We start from the raw sequence: 17,362 nt of genomic DNA, 5'->3' as shown, positions 1-17,362 counted from the left end.
ATGGAATTAATCCTTTTTGTATTAGGAGTGGGAAATCTTGTCTTGCTCTTCTTGCTGTACCAACAACGGACAGCTGATAACAAACGGATCCGTGACTTACTAGAAGACCAAGAAGATCATCTTTCGGATCAGCTGGATTACCGATTTGAGAGAGAGCGACAAGCTCAGCAAATCACTGGTCAGCAGATAGAGATGGCGATCAGTGACCGTCTAATGGAATTACGGACAGAAATGCATCAGCAAACGACTGCTTTACGAGCAGAACTTGCTGAGAATTTTACTAAAAACCGAGACAAAACGGACGAACGGATGCAACAGATTCAAGCCTCCAATGATTTGCGGTTGGAGCAGATGCGTCAAACGGTCGAAGAAAAGTTGGAAAAAACCTTGCATAGTCGTCTCCAAACCTCTTTTGAGACTGTCTCCAAACAATTGGAGTCGGTTAATAAAGGCCTTGGGGAAATGCAGACGGTCGCTAGAGATGTGGGGAGTCTCAATAAGGTCCTCTCTAATACCAAAACCCGTGGGATTATGGGAGAACTTCAACTGGGCCAGATCATTGAAGATATCCTAACTCCCGCTCAATACGAGAGAGAGTTTGTAACAGTTCCTCATTCCAGCGAACGCGTCGAGTATGCAATCAAGATGCCTGGTCAGGTAAGAGGGGAATACGTCTATCTGCCAATCGACTCTAAGTTTCCTCTGGAGGGTTATTACCGACTGGAAGAAGCCTATGAAAGTGGAGAGAAAGAGGAGATTGAACGGTGTCGCAAGCTCCTTCAGACTAGTATTAAACAATTTGCCAAGGACATTCATCAAAAATACCTATATCCGCCTGCCACTACTAATTTTGGGATTCTCTTTTTACCGACGGAAGGCCTCTATTCAGAAGTGGTCCGCGACCCAGCCTTCTTTGATCGCCTCCGAAGAGAGGAACAGATCGTCGTCGCGGGGCCAAGTACTCTTTCAGCCTTGTTAAATTCCCTATCGGTCGGATTTAAGACTCTGAATATTCAACGAAGTGCAGATGATATTAGCAAGGTCCTTGCTTCAGTCAAGACAGAGTTCCAAAAATTTGGAGGCGTTTTAGAAAAGACCCAACGGCAGTTGAAACATGCTTCTGGAAACATCGATGAGCTCTTAAACCGAAGAACAAATGCTATCGAGCGTACTCTTCGAAGTATAGAAACGTCAGAAAATCTAGATATGGCAAGCCTATTGAATTTAGAAGATGGAGAAGATGATGGTCAAAATTAATCAAATGAAAAAAGACGAATTGTTTGAAGGCTTCTACCTCATTAAGTCAGCAGATGTTCGTCAGACACGGGCTGGAAAGAATTATCTTGCCTTTGTCTTCCAAGATGAGACAGGCACGATTGAAGGAAAATTGTGGGATGCTCAGCCGCATAATGTGGAGCAGTTCCAAGCTGGTCGCGTAGTTCATATGAGCGGACGCCGGGAGGTCTACAACAATACGCCCCAGGTCAATCAATTGACCTTGCGTTTGCCTCAAAGCGGGGAACCGTCTAATCCAGCAGACTTTAAAGAAAAACCTCCGGTGAATCCAGTTGATTTGAAAGATTACCTGTCGGGGATGATTTTCAAAATAGAAAATCCAGTTTGGCAACGTGTGGTGAGGGCGCTCTACAACAAGTACGACAAGGAGTTTTACTCTTATCCTGCGGCCAAAACCAACCACCATGCTTTTGAGACTGGCTTGGCCTATCATACAGCAACCATGGTTCGATTGGCCGAGAGCATTTCTCAGGTTTATCCTCAATTAAATCAAAGTCTCCTCTATGCAGGGATCATGCTCCATGATCTTGCCAAGGTACTGGAGCTTTCAGGTCCTGAAAATACGGAATATACGGTCAGGGGAAATCTCATCGGACACATTGCTCTGATTGATGAAGAAATTACCAAGGTCTTACAAGAGCTGAAGATTGATGATCAAAAAGAAGATGTGATTGTGTTACGACATGTCATTTTAAGTCACCATGGTCTATTAGAGTATGGTAGTCCAGTTCGTCCGAAAATTATGGAAGCAGAGATCATTCATATGATTGATAATCTAGATGCCGAAATGATGATGATGACTTCAGCCTTGGCTTTAGTGGGTCCTGGTGAAATGACCAATAAGATTTTTGCCTTGGATAACCGCTCCTTCTATAAGCCAAATTTAAAAGATTCCTAATAAACTAGAGCAAAAAAGCCTTCTCTTAGTTTGTTAGTAAAAAAACGAGAAACGAATGTTGTAAGACTAACAATGTTCGTTTTTTGGTATAATATGGTATAATACAATAAAAAAACTATGTGGAGAGATAATGAAGCTAAGAAGAAGTGAGCGGATGGTTGTGATCTCGAACTACTTGATTAATCATCCCTACGAATTGACAAGTTTAAATATATTTGCGGAGAAATATGAATCTGCCAAATCCTCTATTTCTGAGGACATTGTTATTATTAAACGGGCCTTTGAAGAAATGGAAATTGGACACATTGAAACTCTCACTGGGGCAGGTGGAGGGGTCATCTTTACACCATCGATTTCGGATGCAGATTCAAGAGAAATTGTCCAAAACTTGTGCAATCAATTGTCAGAAAGCAATCGGATTTTACCAGGTGGTTATATCTACCTTTCAGACCTGTTGAGCAATCCAAAAATCCTAAATAATATTGGGCGCATTATTGCCAAGGCTTTTCGAGATCAAAAAATCGATGCTGTTATGACGGTGGCAACCAAGGGAGTTCCATTAGCAAACGCGGTAGCCAATGTCTTAAATGTTCCCTTTGTCATTGTGCGACGAGATCTAAAAATTACAGAAGGATCAACGGTCAGTGTGAACTATGTATCAGGTTCCAGTGGCGATCGGATTGAGAAAATGTTTTTGTCCAAACGCAGTTTGAAAGCGGGCAGCCGTGTCTTGATTGTCGATGACTTCCTTAAAGGGGGGGGGACTATCAGTGGGATGGTTAGCCTCTTAGCTGAGTTTGAATCAGAGTTAGCAGGAGTCGCTATTTTTGCGGACAATGCTTCGGCTAGAAGTAAAGATTTATTTGATCACAAGTCACTTCTACGTGTAACCAACATTGATGTAGCAGAAAATAAAATTGATGTAGAAATCGGAAATATTTTCGATAAGGATTAAGTCTGGAGAGGGAGATAGGAAAATGAAAACAATTTTAGACCGTTTTGATCGTAGCCCCCTATGGCTTCGATTGGCAACGATATTCATCTTGACAGGAGTTCTTGTCGGTGGGCTTTATACGGTTCGAAAAAATTCTGCAGACCAAGTTACAGTGGTGAAACAAGAAGCCAAAAAGACAGGTTCTCTTCCTATTAAAAAGAAAGACCCTAAAAAAGCAAAAGAAGAAGAGGAAGCGAAAATCGCTGAAGATGCAGAAAAGGCAGTCGCTCATTTTGAAACGACTGCAACCCAAGAAACCTTAACAGCTGCCCGAGAAGCCGTGGAAAAAGTGAAGGACGAAACAAAGAAACAGGCCTTCCAAGCTCGAATTCAGTACATTGTAGACTACTATGGAATGCAAACCAACCAGAATACTCAATCAACTGATACGAATCAAGCTAGTCAAACAGGGCAACCTCAACAAGTGGTTCCGGCAGAAGTTCCTCAATATCAGTCCAATGAAGTTCCTCAAGTTTCGAATGCTACAATTCCAGCTGTAACGCAACAATATGAACAATAATTTAGCACGGTTTTAAGAAGAAGCAATCGTGCAAAAAAGAGAAAAAAATCTTGACAGTGAAAGTACCGCTATGTTACAATAATAGACGGTACTTTTTACTTTTGGTCTCTCAAGAGTGTACAGGGACGTGCTGACAAATGTTGCAAAAGTACACACAGATGATAGCTGTCACCAAGTGTATCATCACCAAAAATAAAAAAAAACACAGGAGAATGTAGATGCCTACAATTAACCAATTGGTTCGCAAACCGCGTAAATCAAAAGTAGAAAAATCTAAATCACCAGCTTTGAACGTTGGTTACAACAGTCATAAAAAAGTTCAAACAAACGTTTCTTCACCACAAAAACGTGGTGTAGCAACTCGTGTTGGAACTATGACACCTAAAAAACCTAACTCTGCCCTTCGTAAATTTGCTCGTGTACGTTTGAGCAACTTGATCGAAGTTACTGCCTACATCCCAGGTATCGGACACAACTTGCAAGAGCACAGCGTGGTGCTTCTTCGTGGTGGACGTGTAAAAGACCTTCCAGGGGTACGTTACCATATCGTTCGTGGTGCACTTGATACTGCAGGTGTTAACGATCGTAAACAAGGCCGTTCTAAATACGGTACTAAACGTCCGAAAAAAGCATAAGGAAAGGGGATAAAGAGAAATGAGTCGTAAAAATAGAGCTCCAAAACGTGACGTATTGCCAGATCCGCTTTACAATTCACAACTAGTTACTCGTCTTATCAACCGCGTTATGCTTGATGGTAAACGTGGTACAGCAGCTTCAATCGTTTACGGTGCTTTTGAGCAAATCAAAGAAGCTACTGGAAATGACGCACTTGAAGTATTTGAAACAGCTATGGAAAACATCATGCCTGTACTTGAAGTACGTGCACGTCGTGTTGGTGGATCAAACTACCAAGTCCCAGTTGAAGTTCGTCCAGAACGCCGTACAACACTTGGACTTCGTTGGTTGGTAACAATCGCTCGTCAACGTGGTGAGCACACAATGGTTGACCGCCTTGCTAAAGAAATCTTGGATGCTGCAAACAACACTGGTGCAGCTGTTAAGAAACGTGAAGACACTCACCGTATGGCTGAAGCTAACCGTGCCTTCGCACACTTCCGCTGGTAAGAATAAGATACTGAGGGCGTTAAAAAAGCGACTGAAAATTAGGAAGTTTGACGCAGAATCAAAGATTCTAGGAAAGCTTATCTATTTTCCGAGCTTTTAGCCCGGGTTCAATTGAGCTCGGTCCGCTCTTTAGTTCAATTCAACTTATTTGTAAGTTGAAACCAACACATACATGAGAACACTGAGAACGGGTAGGTCCTGCCTATCCGTTTTTGTTAAATCATGTTATAATAGTATAGAAATAAAAAATATAGGAGAACAAAACCTCATGGCACGCGAATTTTCACTTGAAAAAACTCGTAATATCGGTATCATGGCCCACGTCGATGCTGGTAAGACAACTACAACTGAGCGTATCCTTTACTACACTGGTAAGATTCACAAAATTGGTGAAACTCACGAAGGTGCGTCACAAATGGACTGGATGGAGCAAGAGCAAGAACGTGGTATCACTATCACTTCTGCGGCTACAACAGCTCAATGGAAAGACACTCGTGTAAACATCATCGACACACCAGGACACGTGGACTTCACAATCGAAGTTCAACGTTCACTCCGCGTTTTGGACGGTGCTGTAACCGTTCTTGACTCACAATCAGGTGTTGAGCCTCAAACAGAAACTGTTTGGCGCCAAGCAACTGAATACAGAGTTCCTCGTATCGTATTTGCGAACAAGATGGATAAAATCGGTGCTGACTTCCTTTACTCAGTAAGCACTCTTCACGACCGTCTTCAAGCAAATGCTCACCCAATCCAATTGCCAATCGGTTCAGAAGATGACTTCCGTGGAATCATCGACTTGATCAAGATGAAAGCTGAAATCTACACCAACGACCTTGGTACAGATATTCTTGAAGAAGATATCCCAGCTGAATACCTTGAACAAGCTCAAGAATACCGTGAAAAATTAGTTGAAGCAGTTGCTGAAACTGACGAAGACTTGATGATGAAATACCTTGAAGGTGAAGAAATCACTAACGAAGAATTGAAAGCTGGTATCCGTAAAGCGACTATCAATGTTGAATTCTTCCCAGTATTGTGTGGTTCAGCCTTCAAGAACAAAGGGGTTCAATTGATGTTGGATGCGGTCCTTGACTACCTTCCAAGCCCGCTTGATATCCCAGCAATCAAAGGTATCGACCCAGATACAGACGAACAAGTAGAACGTCCAGCCTCTGACGAAGAGCCATTTGCAGCGCTTGCCTTCAAGATCATGACTGACCCATTCGTAGGTCGTTTGACGTTCTTCCGTGTTTACTCAGGTGTCTTGAACTCAGGTTCTTACGTATTGAACACTACTAAAGGTAAACGTGAACGTATCGGACGTATCCTTCAAATGCACGCCAACACTCGTATGGAAATCGAAACAGTTTACTCTGGAGATATCGCAGCTGCTGTTGGTTTGAAAGATACAACAACTGGTGACTCATTGACAGATGAAAAAGCAAAAGTTATCCTTGAGTCAATCGAAGTTCCAGAACCAGTTATCCAATTGATGGTTGAGCCTAAATCTAAAGCAGACCAAGACAAGATGGGTATTGCCCTTCAAAAATTGGCTGAAGAAGATCCAACATTCCGAGTTGAAACAAACCCTGAAACTGGTGAAACAGTTATCTCTGGTATGGGTGAGTTGCACTTGGATGTCCTTGTTGACCGTATGAAACGTGAATTCAAGGTTGAAGCAAACGTTGGTGCTCCTCAAGTATCTTACCGTGAAACATTCCGCGCTTCTACACAAGCACGTGGATTCTTCAAACGTCAATCTGGTGGTAAAGGTCAGTTTGGTGATGTTTGGATCGAATTTACTCCAAACGAAGAAGGAAAAGGATTCGAGTTCGAAAATGCAATCGTCGGTGGTGTGGTTCCACGTGAATTCATCCCTGCAGTAGAAAAAGGACTTCAAGAATCTATGGCGAACGGTGTTCTTGCTGGCTACCCAATGGTTGACGTGAAAGCGAAGCTTTACGATGGTTCATACCACGATGTTGACTCATCTGAAACTGCCTTCAAAATCGCTGCATCTCTTGCCCTTAAAGAAGCAGCTAAATCAGCACAACCAGCTATCCTTGAACCAATGATGCTTGTAACCATCACAGTTCCTGAAGAAAATCTTGGGGATGTTATGGGTCACGTAACTGCTCGTCGTGGACGTGTAGATGGTATGGAAGCACACGGTGCAAGCCAAATCGTTCGTGCTTATGTACCACTTGCTGAAATGTTCGGTTACGCTACTGTCCTTCGTTCTGCAACTCAAGGACGTGGTACCTTCATGATGGTATTTGACCACTACGAAGATGTACCGAAATCAGTACAAGAAGAAATCATTAAAAAAGCTAAAGGTGAAGCATAATTTTGCCGTCTAGCTAAAAGCTTTCCTCTTAGAAGGAAGGCTTTTTTGATTCGAAAGAGTTCAACTCCTCTTCCTCATAAGAGATAGTGAAAATGAATATGAAAGTTTGTGTAATATTTCTAATCCTACTGAAATCAGTTGCATTTTAGGGGAAGAAAGTATATAATAATATTGTTGAAAGATGATTTGTAACCTATCAAGTTACTCTTTTCACATAAAAAATTTTTTGATTTTCATAAGGAGGAAATCACGAATGGTAGTTAAAGTTGGTATTAACGGTTTCGGTCGTATCGGTCGTCTTGCTTTCCGTCGTATCCAAAACGTAGAAGGTGTTGAAGTTACTCGCATCAACGACCTTACAGATCCAGTTATGCTTGCACATTTGTTGAAATATGACACAACTCAAGGTCGTTTCGACGGTACTGTGGAAGTTAAAGAAGGTGGATTCGAAGTTAACGGTAAATTCGTTAAAGTTTCTGCTGAACGTGATCCAGAACAAATCGACTGGGCTAACGACGGTGTAGAAATCGTTCTTGAAGCAACTGGTTTCTTTGCTAAGAAAGAAGCTGCTGAAAAACACTTGCACCCAGGTGGAGCTAAGAAAGTTGTTATCACTGCTCCTGGTGGAAACGACGTTAAAACAGTTGTATTTAACACTAACCACGACATTCTTGATGGTACTGAAACAGTTATCTCAGGTGCTTCATGTACTACAAACTGCTTGGCACCAATGGCTAAAGCTCTTCAAGATAACTTTGGTGTTGTAGAAGGATTGATGACTACTATCCACGCTTACACTGGTGACCAAATGATCCTTGACGGACCACACCGTGGTGGTGACCTTCGTCGTGCTCGCGCTGGTGCAGCTAACATCGTTCCTAACTCAACTGGTGCTGCTAAAGCTATCGGTCTTGTAATCCCAGAATTGAACGGTAAATTGGACGGATCTGCACAACGCGTTCCAACTCCAACTGGATCAGTTACTGAATTGGTTGCAGTTCTTGAAAAGAACGTTACTGTTGATGAAGTGAACGCAGCTATGAAAGCAGCAGCTAACGAATCATACGGTTACACAGAAGATCCAATCGTATCTTCAGATATCGTAGGTATGGCTTACGGTTCATTGTTTGACGCAACTCAAACTAAAGTTCTTGACGTTGATGGTAAACAATTGGTTAAAGTTGTTTCATGGTATGACAACGAAATGTCTTACACTGCACAACTTGTACGTACTCTTGAATACTTCGCAAAAATTGCTAAATAATTCATGTGTATGAAAAGAGGAGGGTTCCCTCCTCTTTTTTTCTTTTTAAAGTTATGGTCTAATACTATATGTAATGAAGTGATGAATCGATGAGATTATCGTATTCTTGACTAAGGGCAGATGTTACATAAGCAGTTTTAGCAAGGACAAATCCAGAGCATGCTCCTGAAAGGGGAGATTAAATTCTTCTAACATCGCTCTGAAGTCCCTCTAAGCTGGGAAGAAGTACAACCCTATCTTTCTAGCGATGATCTTCTGGCCTGACTGGCTAAAAGATTCAGACCCCTCGTACCTGTCAAAGGAGGTTGGATTCTGTTGAAAAGAGCTTAAAAGACATTACAAAGGAAGGTGAAAAGTTTTAGGATATTTAAATCTTTATCAACTTCTTTTTGTTGAGTGGATAATTCTTGTTTCATCTTGTTCTCCATTTTTTATCCTATTATAGGTTCTTTGGATAGGACTGTCAATTAGAGGGAAAAGCATTGGATTTTTCTACCTCTTTTACAGCTTTTGTGATATAATTATCATGTATTAAAAATAGAAGGAGTCATATCCAATGGCAAAATTGACTGTTAAAGACGTTGACTTGAAAGGGAAAAAAGTTCTCGTTCGTGTTGACTTCAACGTTCCTGTAAAAGATGGCGTGATCACAAACGACAACCGTATCACTGCTGCTCTTCCAACAATCAAGTACATTCTTGAGCAAGGCGGACGTGCAATCCTCTTCTCTCACCTTGGACGTGTAAAAGAAGAAGCTGATAAAGAAGGGAAATCCCTTGCTCCTGTAGCTGCTGACTTGGCTGCTAAATTGGGTCAAGATGTTGCTTTCCTTCCAGGTGTTACTCGTGGTGCTGAATTGGAAGCAGCGATCAACGCTCTTGAAGATGGACAAGTTCTTTTGGTTGAAAACACTCGTTTCGAAGATGTTGACGGCAAGAAAGAATCTAAAAACGATCCTGAACTTGGTAAATACTGGGCATCACTTGGAGATGGTATCTTCGTAAACGATGCATTCGGTACAGCTCACCGTGCACACGCATCTAACGTTGGTATCTCAGCAAACGTTGAAAAAGCTGTTGCTGGATTCCTTCTTGAAAACGAAATTGCCTACATCCAAGAAGCAGTTGAAGCTCCAGAACGTCCATTTGTGGCTATCCTTGGTGGTTCAAAAGTTTCAGACAAGATTGGTGTTATCGAAAACTTGCTTGAAAAAGCTGATAAAGTTCTTATCGGTGGTGGGATGACTTACACATTCTACAAAGCACAAGGTATCGAAATCGGTAACTCACTTGTAGAAGAAGATAAATTGGATGTTGCTAAAGCTCTTCTTGAAAAAGCAAACGGCAAATTGATCTTGCCAGTTGACTCAAAAGAAGCGAACGCATTTGCTGACTACACTGAAGTAAAAGACACTGAAGGTGAAGCAGTTGATCCAGGATTCCTTGGTTTGGATATCGGTCCTAAATCTATCGCTAAATTTGACGAAGCTTTGACTGGTGCTAAAACAGTTGTATGGAACGGACCTATGGGTGTATTTGAAAATCCTGACTTCCAAGCTGGTACAATCGGTGTCATGGATGCTATCGTTAAACAACCAGGCGTTAAATCAATCATCGGTGGTGGTGACTCAGCTGCTGCAGCGATCAACCTTGGTCGTGCAGACAAGTTCTCATGGATCTCTACTGGTGGTGGAGCATCAATGGAACTCCTTGAAGGTAAAGTTCTTCCAGGACTTGCAGCTTTGACTGAAAAATAAGACGGTTCCTCATAAACCATAGAAAAAGTACCGAAAGGTGCTTTTTCTATTGGACGAGAGTAGAAGGGAGCCAGATATTCCTCATTTCCCTGCTTGAACCTTTCTGGAAATATGTTAGAATAAAAGAGATAGAAAGATAGGGGACAATGGATTACTTTAAACGACATAAATTTGACCGTTCCAAATTTCGATTGGGAATGCGGACCTTCAAAACAGGGATAGCCGTTTTTCTGGTTCTATTGATTTTTGGTATCTTTGGTTGGCGGGGCTTGCAGATTGGGGCACTGACAGCTGTCTTTAGCTTGAGAGAAGATTTTGATAAGAGTGTTCACTTCGGTGCTTCGCGTGTGATGGGCAACAGCATCGGTGGTTTTTATGCTCTACTTTTCTTTATGATCAAGATCCTCTTCCACGATGCTTTTTGGGTCACACTGATTTTTGTGCCCATTGCGACCATGCTAACCATTATGACAAATGTCGCCATGAACAACAAAGCTGGAATCATCGGTGGTGTTTCAGCCATGTTGATCATCACCCTCTCCATTCCTACGGGAGAAACCTTCTTATATGTTTTTGCACGCATCTTTGAAACCTTTATCGGAGTCTTTATTGCGATTTTAGTCAATTCAGATGTGGATCGCATTCGGGATTTTATAAATGAAAGAAAAAAAACCATGTGAGATTATATAACATTTTAATCTTGACATCGGTTTTTTTTGCGTTATAATAGAATAGAAAGGGGGTCTTGTATGAAAGAAAAGGAATTAAGACGAACGTTAGCGGTCTTTCCGATTGGTAGTGTTATGAAATTGACAGATTTAACAGCTCGTCAGATTCGCTACTACGAAGACCAACAACTCATTACTCCAGATCGTACAGAGGGCAATCGTCGGATGTTTTCTCTCAACGATATGGACCGCCTGTTGGAGATTAAGGATTACTTATCTGAAGGCCTTAATATTGCAGGAATTAAAAAACGGATTGCTGAGAAAGAAGCTAAACGCCAAGCTGCCAAGGTAGTTAGCGAGAAGGAAGTTCGCAAGGCCCTTCATCGCGACATTCTTCAGCAAAGTCGCTTTCATACGACCTCATCGCCATATGGTCAGTTACGCTGATCATTCTTTTTACTTATTGCTTTATTCATAAGGAGACACACATGTCAATTACTGTTGAAGATATTCGTCGCGAAGTCAAAGAAAAAAACGTAACCTTTATTCGGTTGATGTTCTCAGATATCTTAGGGACCATGAAAAACGTTGAAATTCCAGCAACAGATGAACAGTTGGAAAAGGTTCTTTCAAATAAGGCCATGTTTGATGGATCTTCTATCGAAGGGTTTGTTCGGATTAATGAGTCTGATATGTATCTCTATCCTGACTTGGACTCTTGGACTGTTTTCCCTTGGGGAGATGAGAACGGTAGTGTCGCAGGCTTGATTTGTGATGTCTATACAACAGAAGGGGAACCATTTGCAGGAGATCCACGTGGAAACCTCAAACGTGCCCTTCGTCACATGGAAGAAGTTGGCTTCAAATCGTTCAACCTTGGACCAGAGCCAGAGTTCTTCCTCTTTAAACTGGATGAAAATGGAGACCCAACTCTTGAAGTGAATGACAAGGGTGGCTATTTTGATTTGGCGCCTACAGACCTTGCGGATAACACTCGTCGTGAAATCGTCAATGTCTTAACTCAAATGGGATTTGAGGTAGAAGCCAGTCACCATGAAGTCGCTGTAGGTCAGCATGAAATTGACTTTAAGTACGATGAAGTTCTTCGCGCTTGTGACAAGATTCAAATCTTTAAACTCGTTGTAAAAACCATTGCTCGCAAACATGGTTTGTATGCTACCTTTATGGCTAAACCAAAATTTGGGATCGCTGGTTCCGGTATGCACTGCAATATGTCCTTGTTTGATGCCGAAGGGAACAACGCCTTCTTTGATCCAAATGATCCAAAAGGAATGCAGTTGTCAGAAACAGCTTATCACTTCCTTGGCGGTTTGATCAAGCACGCTTACAACTACACAGCCATCATGAACCCGACTGTCAACTCCTACAAACGTTTGGTTCCAGGCTATGAAGCACCCGTCTATATTGCTTGGGCTGGCCGCAACCGTTCCCCATTGGTTCGTGTACCAGCTACTCGTGGGATGGGAACACGTTTGGAATTGCGCTCAGTAGATCCGATGGCTAACCCATATATTGCGATGGCTGTTCTTTTGGAAGTTGGTTTGCATGGGATTGAGAATAAAATCGAAGCACCTGCTCCTATCGAAGAAAATATTTACATCATGACAGCTGAAGAGCGTAAAGAAGCTGGAATCACTGACCTTCCATCTACTCTTCACAATGCTTTGAAAGCTTTGACAGAAGATGAAGTCGTTAAGGATGCTCTTGGTGAACACATCTACACGAGCTTCTTAGAAGCCAAACGCATCGAGTGGGCAAGCTATGCAACCTTCGTTTCACAATGGGAAATTGATAACTACTTGGACTTGTATTAAGCAAATCCATACAAAAATGAGCTAGGTTTGATTACCTGGCTCATTTTTCATAGATAGAAAATGAGAGTGGAACAGAAATCGGTCATTCGTTAGAATTCGATTTCGTCATCCTATCTCCGCACAGTTGAGTAAGGCTGTAAAAGCTGATGAAATCAGCGTAGTAGAGCCCACTCAACCACTGCGCCTTGCCGACAATCCAAAGACAATTGAGAGGCTAGGACTTTTGTCCCAGCCTCATTCTTTTTACTTAATTTTCTTCATCTGGTGTCAAAATCATCGGGATGATGATGGGTTCACGTTCCGTACTTTCGTAAAGGAAAGGACGGAGGGCATTGACAATAGCACCGTGTACGGTTTGAATGTTGGCATCTTTGTTCTTCAAGGCGATTCGGATAGCGTTGAAGAGGATACGTTGACTTTCACGGATCAGATCACCGGACTCTCTCATATAGATGAAGCCACGGCTGAGAATATCTGGTCCAGCTAAAATCATTTTTGACTTGAAGTCAACTGTCGCAACAGCTAGAACGACACCGTCTTCTGATAAATCTTTGCGGTCACGAAGGACAGCAGCTCCGATTTCTCCGATGCGATTTCCGTCGACATAGATATCTTGGGCATTGAAGCTTCCTGCGATACGAGCCGAGTTGGCTGTGAGGGCAAGGACATCACCGTTGCTCATGATGAAGATGTTATCCTTTTCTACTCCGCAATCACGAGCAAGTCCAGCATGAATCTTCTGCATACGGTACTCACCGTGGACAGGCATGAAGTATTTTGGTTTGATCAAGCGCAACATAAGTTTTTGTTCTTGTTGACCACCGTGTCCTGAGGTATGGATATTGTTAATCTTACCGTGGATGACATCGACTCCTGCTTCAGAGATGATGTTGATCAGGCGGTTGACGCTAGTTGTGTTGCCAGGAATCGGACTAGATGAGAAGATAACGGTATCACCCGGTTGCAATTGCACTTGGCGGTGGGTTCCATTAGCGATACGAGATAGTGCCGCCATTGGCTCCCCTTGGCTCCCTGTACACATAATGAGGATTTCGTTTGCCGGGTAGTCTTTGATCTCACTTGGTTCAATAATTGTTCCAGGTGGTACCTTGATATAGCCCAGCTCAATCCCGTTGACAATGGCTTTTTCCATCGAGCGTCCAAAGACAACAATCTTACGGCCAGTTTTAACAGCGGCATCTGCAGCCTGTTGGAGACGGAAGATGTTTGAGGCGAAGGAAGCAAAGATGATGCGTCCATGAATGCCTTCGATAATCTTCATAATGGATTGGCCAACGACTTTTTCAGAGTTGGTAAAGGTTGGGACTTCCGCATTGGTTGAGTCAGAAAGAAGACAGAGGACGCCTTCCTCTCCTAGAGCGGCCATCCGGTGCAGATCGGCCGGCTCACCAACTGGAGTAAAGTCAAATTTAAAGTCTCCCGTGCAGACAATTTTCCCTTGAGGCGTGTGTAGAACGATCCCCAAAGGTTCTGGAATAGAGTGGGTCGTACGGAAGAAGGTCGCTTTAATATGCTTAAAGGTCAACTCCGTATTTTGGTTGATTTCATAGAGTTTAGCACCACGAAGGAGGCCATGCTCTTCCAATTTTCCACGAATAAGGGCTAGGGCCAAAGGTCCCGCATAGATGGGTACATTGGCTTGCTTCAAGAGGAAGGGAATTCCTCCGATATGGTCTTCGTGTCCGTGAGTAATCAAGACCCCTTTGACACGGTCGATATTTTCAACGATATAGGAATAGTCAGGAATAACGTAATCAATCCCTAACAAATCATCTTCAGGGAACTTGATCCCAGCATCTACAATGATGATTTCGTCTTGGTATTCAATCCCATAGGTATTTTTACCAATTTCCCCGAGACCTCCAATGGCGAAAACACCAACTTCTTCAGGTTTTAAGGTATATGCCATGGATTAGAACTCCGTAATTTCAAATGCGCCAGACTCTTTTTCATATTCTAGGTGTTGGTCTGACAAGAGGGTGATAAATTCGATGTTGTAAGGTGTATTTTCCTCAACAAGGCGACGAGCTTCAATGCGTCCTTCTAATTCATTCTTAGCATCAATATCGAGATAGAGGGCATGAGTCGTTTCACGACGAGGGTTGCGTTCTTTTGTTTCTTGGTAGAAAACTTTGTAAATCATTTCGTTTCGGTTCCTTTCACTTGTTCGGACTGTAGCAGAAAAGAAACAGCTAGTAGCTAGCTGAGACACCTATTCTTGCTTTGTGTTGTCCTGATTCGATATAATTATTATTCATTATACCATAAATAGGCTCTAAGGAAAAGATGCAAGCAGGTTCTGAAAGCAGAAGGAAGCGCTTTTTTAAAAGGAATAGAGAGCGGGTGATTTGACAGTCTGGGGGTGCTTCCTCTACCGTTTGGCGTCTATTTGTAGTATAATATGAGACAGACAACGAGGAGAAAATATGAAAGTATTAGCATTCGACACATCCAGTAAGGCCCTATCCGTTGCCCTTTTGGAGGAAGAAAACCGATTAGCGGAGTTGACGCTTACTATCAAGAAAAACCATAGCATTACCTTAATGCCCACCATTGAATTTTTGATGGCCAGCATTGATTGGAAACCAACTGATTTGGAACGTATTGTAGTAGCAGAGGGACCAGGATCCTATACTGGCTTGCGGATTGCAGTAGCAACGGCTAAAACTCTAGCTCAAACACTAAAGATTGATTTGGTAGGGGTATCTAGTTTACTAGCCTTGGTGCCAGAAGGGATAGAAGGTCTGGCCATTCCAGTAATGGATGCGCGGCGCAACCATGTCTATGCGGGCTTTTACCAAGAGGATGTTCTTCTCTATCCGGAGGCTCACCTCTCTTTTGAGGCTGTGTTAGAAAGAGCCAAGGGCGCTGAGAAGGTGACCTTTCTTGGTGAAGTAGAAGCCTTTGGGGAACAGATTCAAGAAGCCTTGCCACATGCTTTGATAAGAGAAAGTCTACCGGATGCGGTACGGATCGGCCGATTGGGACTTAAAAAAGAACCTGTCTCTGTCCATGGCTTTGTACCCAACTACCTCAAGCGCGTAGAGGCAGAGGAAAACTGGCTCAAGGACCATCAAGAGTCTGGTCAGTCCTACATCAAACGCCTATGATCAGAATCGAGAAGGAAGAGGGGCGATTAGATTTAGCCCCTCAGATGCTAGAAATCTTAGACGATGTCTATGGACAAAGTCCTTGGACCTTGGAGCAAATCCTAGCGGATCTTGGACAAGCTCAAAATTGGTATGCCTTCGCCTATCATGGGGAAGAATTGGTCGGTTTCTTGGCCATACAAGAAAACCTATACGAGTTAGAAGTCGTTCAAATTGCTGTTCGAAAAAAGTGGCAAGGTCAAGGGATTGCTCGTCAGTTGTTCGAAACAGTCCCCTGGGAGAAAGAGGTCTTTTTAGAAGTGAGAGAAGGAAATACTCCAGCTCGGACTCTTTATCAGAAACAAGGATTTAAAGAAATTGGTTGCCGGAAAGGGTATTATCATGCACCTACCGAAGACGCCATTATGATGAAAAGGGAAGCAAATGAAGGATAGATATATTTTGGCATTTGAAACGTCTTGTGATGAGACCAGTGTCGCCGTCTTAAAAAACGATGATGAGCTCTTGTCCAATGTCATTGCCAGTCAAATTGAAAGTCATAAACGCTTCGGGGGAGTGGTTCCAGAAGTGGCCAGTCGGCATCATGTCGAAGTCATTACGGCCTGTATCGAGGAAGCGCTAGAAGAAGCGGGAATTACAGAAGAAGAAGTCACAGCGGTTGCTGTGACCTACGGACCAGGTCTCGTTGGAGCTCTCTTGGTAGGCCTTGCTGCAGCCAAGGCCTTTGCTTGGGCACATGGAATTCCTTTGATTCCTGTGAACCACATGGCCGGTCATTTGATGGCGGCTCAGAGTGTCGAGCCTTTGGAGTTCCCCTTGCTAGCTCTATTGGTTAGTGGTGGACACACTGAGTTAGTTTATGTATCGGAGGCGGGTGATTATAAGATTGTTGGAGAAACACGTGATGATGCGGTTGGTGAGGCCTATGATAAGGTTGGACGCGTCATGGGCTTGACCTACCCAGCCGGTCGCGAGATTGACGAATTGGCCCACCAAGGTCAGGATGTTTATGATTTCCCCCGTGCCATGATCAAGGAAGACAATCTGGAATTCTCCTTCTCAGGGCTTAAGTCTGCCTTTATCAATCTCCACCACAATGCTGAGCAAAAAGGCGAGAGCCTGTCCAAGGAAGACCTATCGGCTTCCTTCCAAGCAGCGGTGATGGATATCTTGATGGCCAAGACCAAAAAAGCCTTAGAAAGATACCCAGTTAAAACCCTGGTGGTGGCGGGAGGAGTCGCGGCTAACCAAGGCTTACGAGAACGTTTAGCAAGAGAAATTACGGATGTCAAGGTGATTATTCCACCTTTACGCCTTTGTGGGGACAATGCTGGGATGATTGCCTATGCCAGCATTAGCGAATGGAATAAGGGAAATTTTGCTAGCTTAGACTTAAATGCCAAACCAAGTCTTGCTTTTGATTCGAGAGAAGAAAACTTAGAATAGTTAACTAACGAACAGAAAGGACGGGAGTACGATTCCCGTCTCTCTTTTGTTATAATAGGTAGCATCATAAAATGGAAAG

General features: G+C 42.9%; 17 protein-coding genes. 15 read left to right on the top strand and 2 right to left on the bottom strand.

All coding sequences use genetic code 11. From position 1 onward, the window contains the following. The 12 genes from D8785_RS04185 (at position 1) to glnA (ending at position 12,706) form a co-directional block, all read left to right on the top strand. The gene (locus D8785_RS04185) at positions 1–1,257 is read left to right on the top strand and encodes a DNA recombination protein RmuC (RefSeq protein ID WP_023024506.1); all 1,257 of its coding nucleotides are present in this window, start codon (positions 1–3) and stop codon (positions 1,255–1,257) included. Further along, positions 1,244–2,194, top strand: a complete 951-nt coding sequence (locus D8785_RS04180) for a 3'-5' exoribonuclease YhaM family protein (protein WP_023024504.1) — start codon at positions 1,244–1,246, stop codon at positions 2,192–2,194. Before D8785_RS04185 ends, D8785_RS04180 begins: the two co-directional genes overlap by 14 nt. A 130-nt stretch (positions 2,195–2,324) precedes the next feature. After that, entirely contained in the window at positions 2,325–3,149 is an 825-nt protein-coding gene (gene purR / locus D8785_RS04175; RefSeq protein WP_125374577.1) for a pur operon repressor, read from the top strand. A 22-nt stretch (positions 3,150–3,171) separates the two neighbouring features. Beyond that, positions 3,172–3,708 carry a hypothetical protein gene (locus D8785_RS04170; RefSeq protein WP_023024500.1) on the top strand — a complete coding sequence of 179 codons (537 nt, stop codon included), beginning with the start codon at positions 3,172–3,174 and terminating at the stop codon, positions 3,706–3,708. Positions 3,709–3,926: 218 nt separating this feature from the next. Continuing rightward, positions 3,927–4,343 (top strand): 30S ribosomal protein S12, encoded by a 417-nt coding sequence (gene rpsL, locus D8785_RS04160; protein ID WP_001142333.1) that lies wholly within the window; start codon positions 3,927–3,929, stop codon positions 4,341–4,343. Positions 4,344–4,362: 19 nt separating this feature from the next. Further along, positions 4,363–4,833, top strand: coding sequence for a 30S ribosomal protein S7 (gene rpsG / locus D8785_RS04155; RefSeq protein ID WP_003003105.1), 471 nt, complete (start codon positions 4,363–4,365; stop codon positions 4,831–4,833). A gap of 268 nt (positions 4,834–5,101) precedes the next feature. After that, positions 5,102–7,183: an elongation factor G gene (fusA, locus tag D8785_RS04150; protein WP_023024498.1), complete on the top strand. Its 2,082-nt coding sequence runs from the start codon at positions 5,102–5,104 to the stop codon at positions 7,181–7,183. Positions 7,184–7,436: 253 nt separating this feature from the next. Then, the gene (gene gap, locus D8785_RS04145; protein WP_006595530.1) at positions 7,437–8,447 is read left to right on the top strand and encodes a type I glyceraldehyde-3-phosphate dehydrogenase; all 1,011 of its coding nucleotides are present in this window, start codon (positions 7,437–7,439) and stop codon (positions 8,445–8,447) included. A gap of 556 nt (positions 8,448–9,003) precedes the next feature. Continuing rightward, on the top strand, positions 9,004–10,203 hold the full coding sequence (locus D8785_RS04140) for a phosphoglycerate kinase (protein ID WP_048715731.1): 1,200 nt from the start codon (positions 9,004–9,006) through the stop codon (positions 10,201–10,203). 146 nt (positions 10,204–10,349) lie between these two features. Continuing rightward, complete coding sequence (locus D8785_RS04135; protein WP_125374576.1) at positions 10,350–10,883, top strand: FUSC family protein; 534 nt, start codon at positions 10,350–10,352, stop codon at positions 10,881–10,883. A 69-nt stretch (positions 10,884–10,952) separates the two neighbouring features. Further along, positions 10,953–11,318 carry a MerR family transcriptional regulator gene (locus tag D8785_RS04130; RefSeq protein WP_023024490.1) on the top strand — a complete coding sequence of 122 codons (366 nt, stop codon included), beginning with the start codon at positions 10,953–10,955 and terminating at the stop codon, positions 11,316–11,318. 41 nt (positions 11,319–11,359) lie between these two features. Then, the gene (glnA, locus tag D8785_RS04125; RefSeq protein WP_125374575.1) at positions 11,360–12,706 is read left to right on the top strand and encodes a type I glutamate--ammonia ligase; all 1,347 of its coding nucleotides are present in this window, start codon (positions 11,360–11,362) and stop codon (positions 12,704–12,706) included. Between the two features lie 247 nt (positions 12,707–12,953). Here the strand turns inward: glnA and rnjA are convergent, their stop codons facing one another. Next, positions 12,954–14,636 carry a ribonuclease J1 gene (gene rnjA, locus D8785_RS04120; protein WP_023027298.1) on the bottom strand — a complete coding sequence of 561 codons (1,683 nt, stop codon included), beginning with the start codon at positions 14,634–14,636 and terminating at the stop codon, positions 12,954–12,956. Between the two features lie 3 nt (positions 14,637–14,639). Then, a complete protein-coding gene (locus D8785_RS04115) occupies positions 14,640–14,870 on the bottom strand; it encodes a DNA-dependent RNA polymerase subunit epsilon (RefSeq protein ID WP_123160642.1) in 231 nt (76 codons plus the stop codon). Positions 14,871–15,153: 283 nt separating this feature from the next. Here D8785_RS04115 and tsaB point away from each other — a divergent pair, with 283 nt between their 5' ends. Genes tsaB through tsaD form a run of 3 tightly spaced genes read left to right on the top strand, consistent with a single transcriptional unit; the run spans position 15,154 to position 17,283 of the window. Further along, positions 15,154–15,837 carry a tRNA (adenosine(37)-N6)-threonylcarbamoyltransferase complex dimerization subunit type 1 TsaB gene (gene tsaB, locus D8785_RS04110; protein WP_125374574.1) on the top strand — a complete coding sequence of 228 codons (684 nt, stop codon included), beginning with the start codon at positions 15,154–15,156 and terminating at the stop codon, positions 15,835–15,837. Then, positions 15,834–16,271: a ribosomal protein S18-alanine N-acetyltransferase gene (gene rimI, locus D8785_RS04105; RefSeq protein WP_125374573.1), complete on the top strand. Its 438-nt coding sequence runs from the start codon at positions 15,834–15,836 to the stop codon at positions 16,269–16,271. Before tsaB ends, rimI begins: the two co-directional genes overlap by 4 nt. Continuing rightward, complete coding sequence (gene tsaD, locus D8785_RS04100) at positions 16,261–17,283, top strand: tRNA (adenosine(37)-N6)-threonylcarbamoyltransferase complex transferase subunit TsaD (protein WP_125374572.1); 1,023 nt, start codon at positions 16,261–16,263, stop codon at positions 17,281–17,283. The genes rimI and tsaD overlap by 11 nt, the downstream gene beginning before the upstream one ends. Positions 17,284–17,362: the final 79 nt, after the last annotated feature.

It is taken from the genome of Streptococcus australis (genome assembly GCF_003943615.1).
GTDB classification, from domain to species: domain Bacteria; phylum Bacillota; class Bacilli; order Lactobacillales; family Streptococcaceae; genus Streptococcus; species Streptococcus australis_C.
Note: the sequence above shows the minus strand (reverse complement) of the source record. Positions and strands in the feature narration are given on the sequence as shown.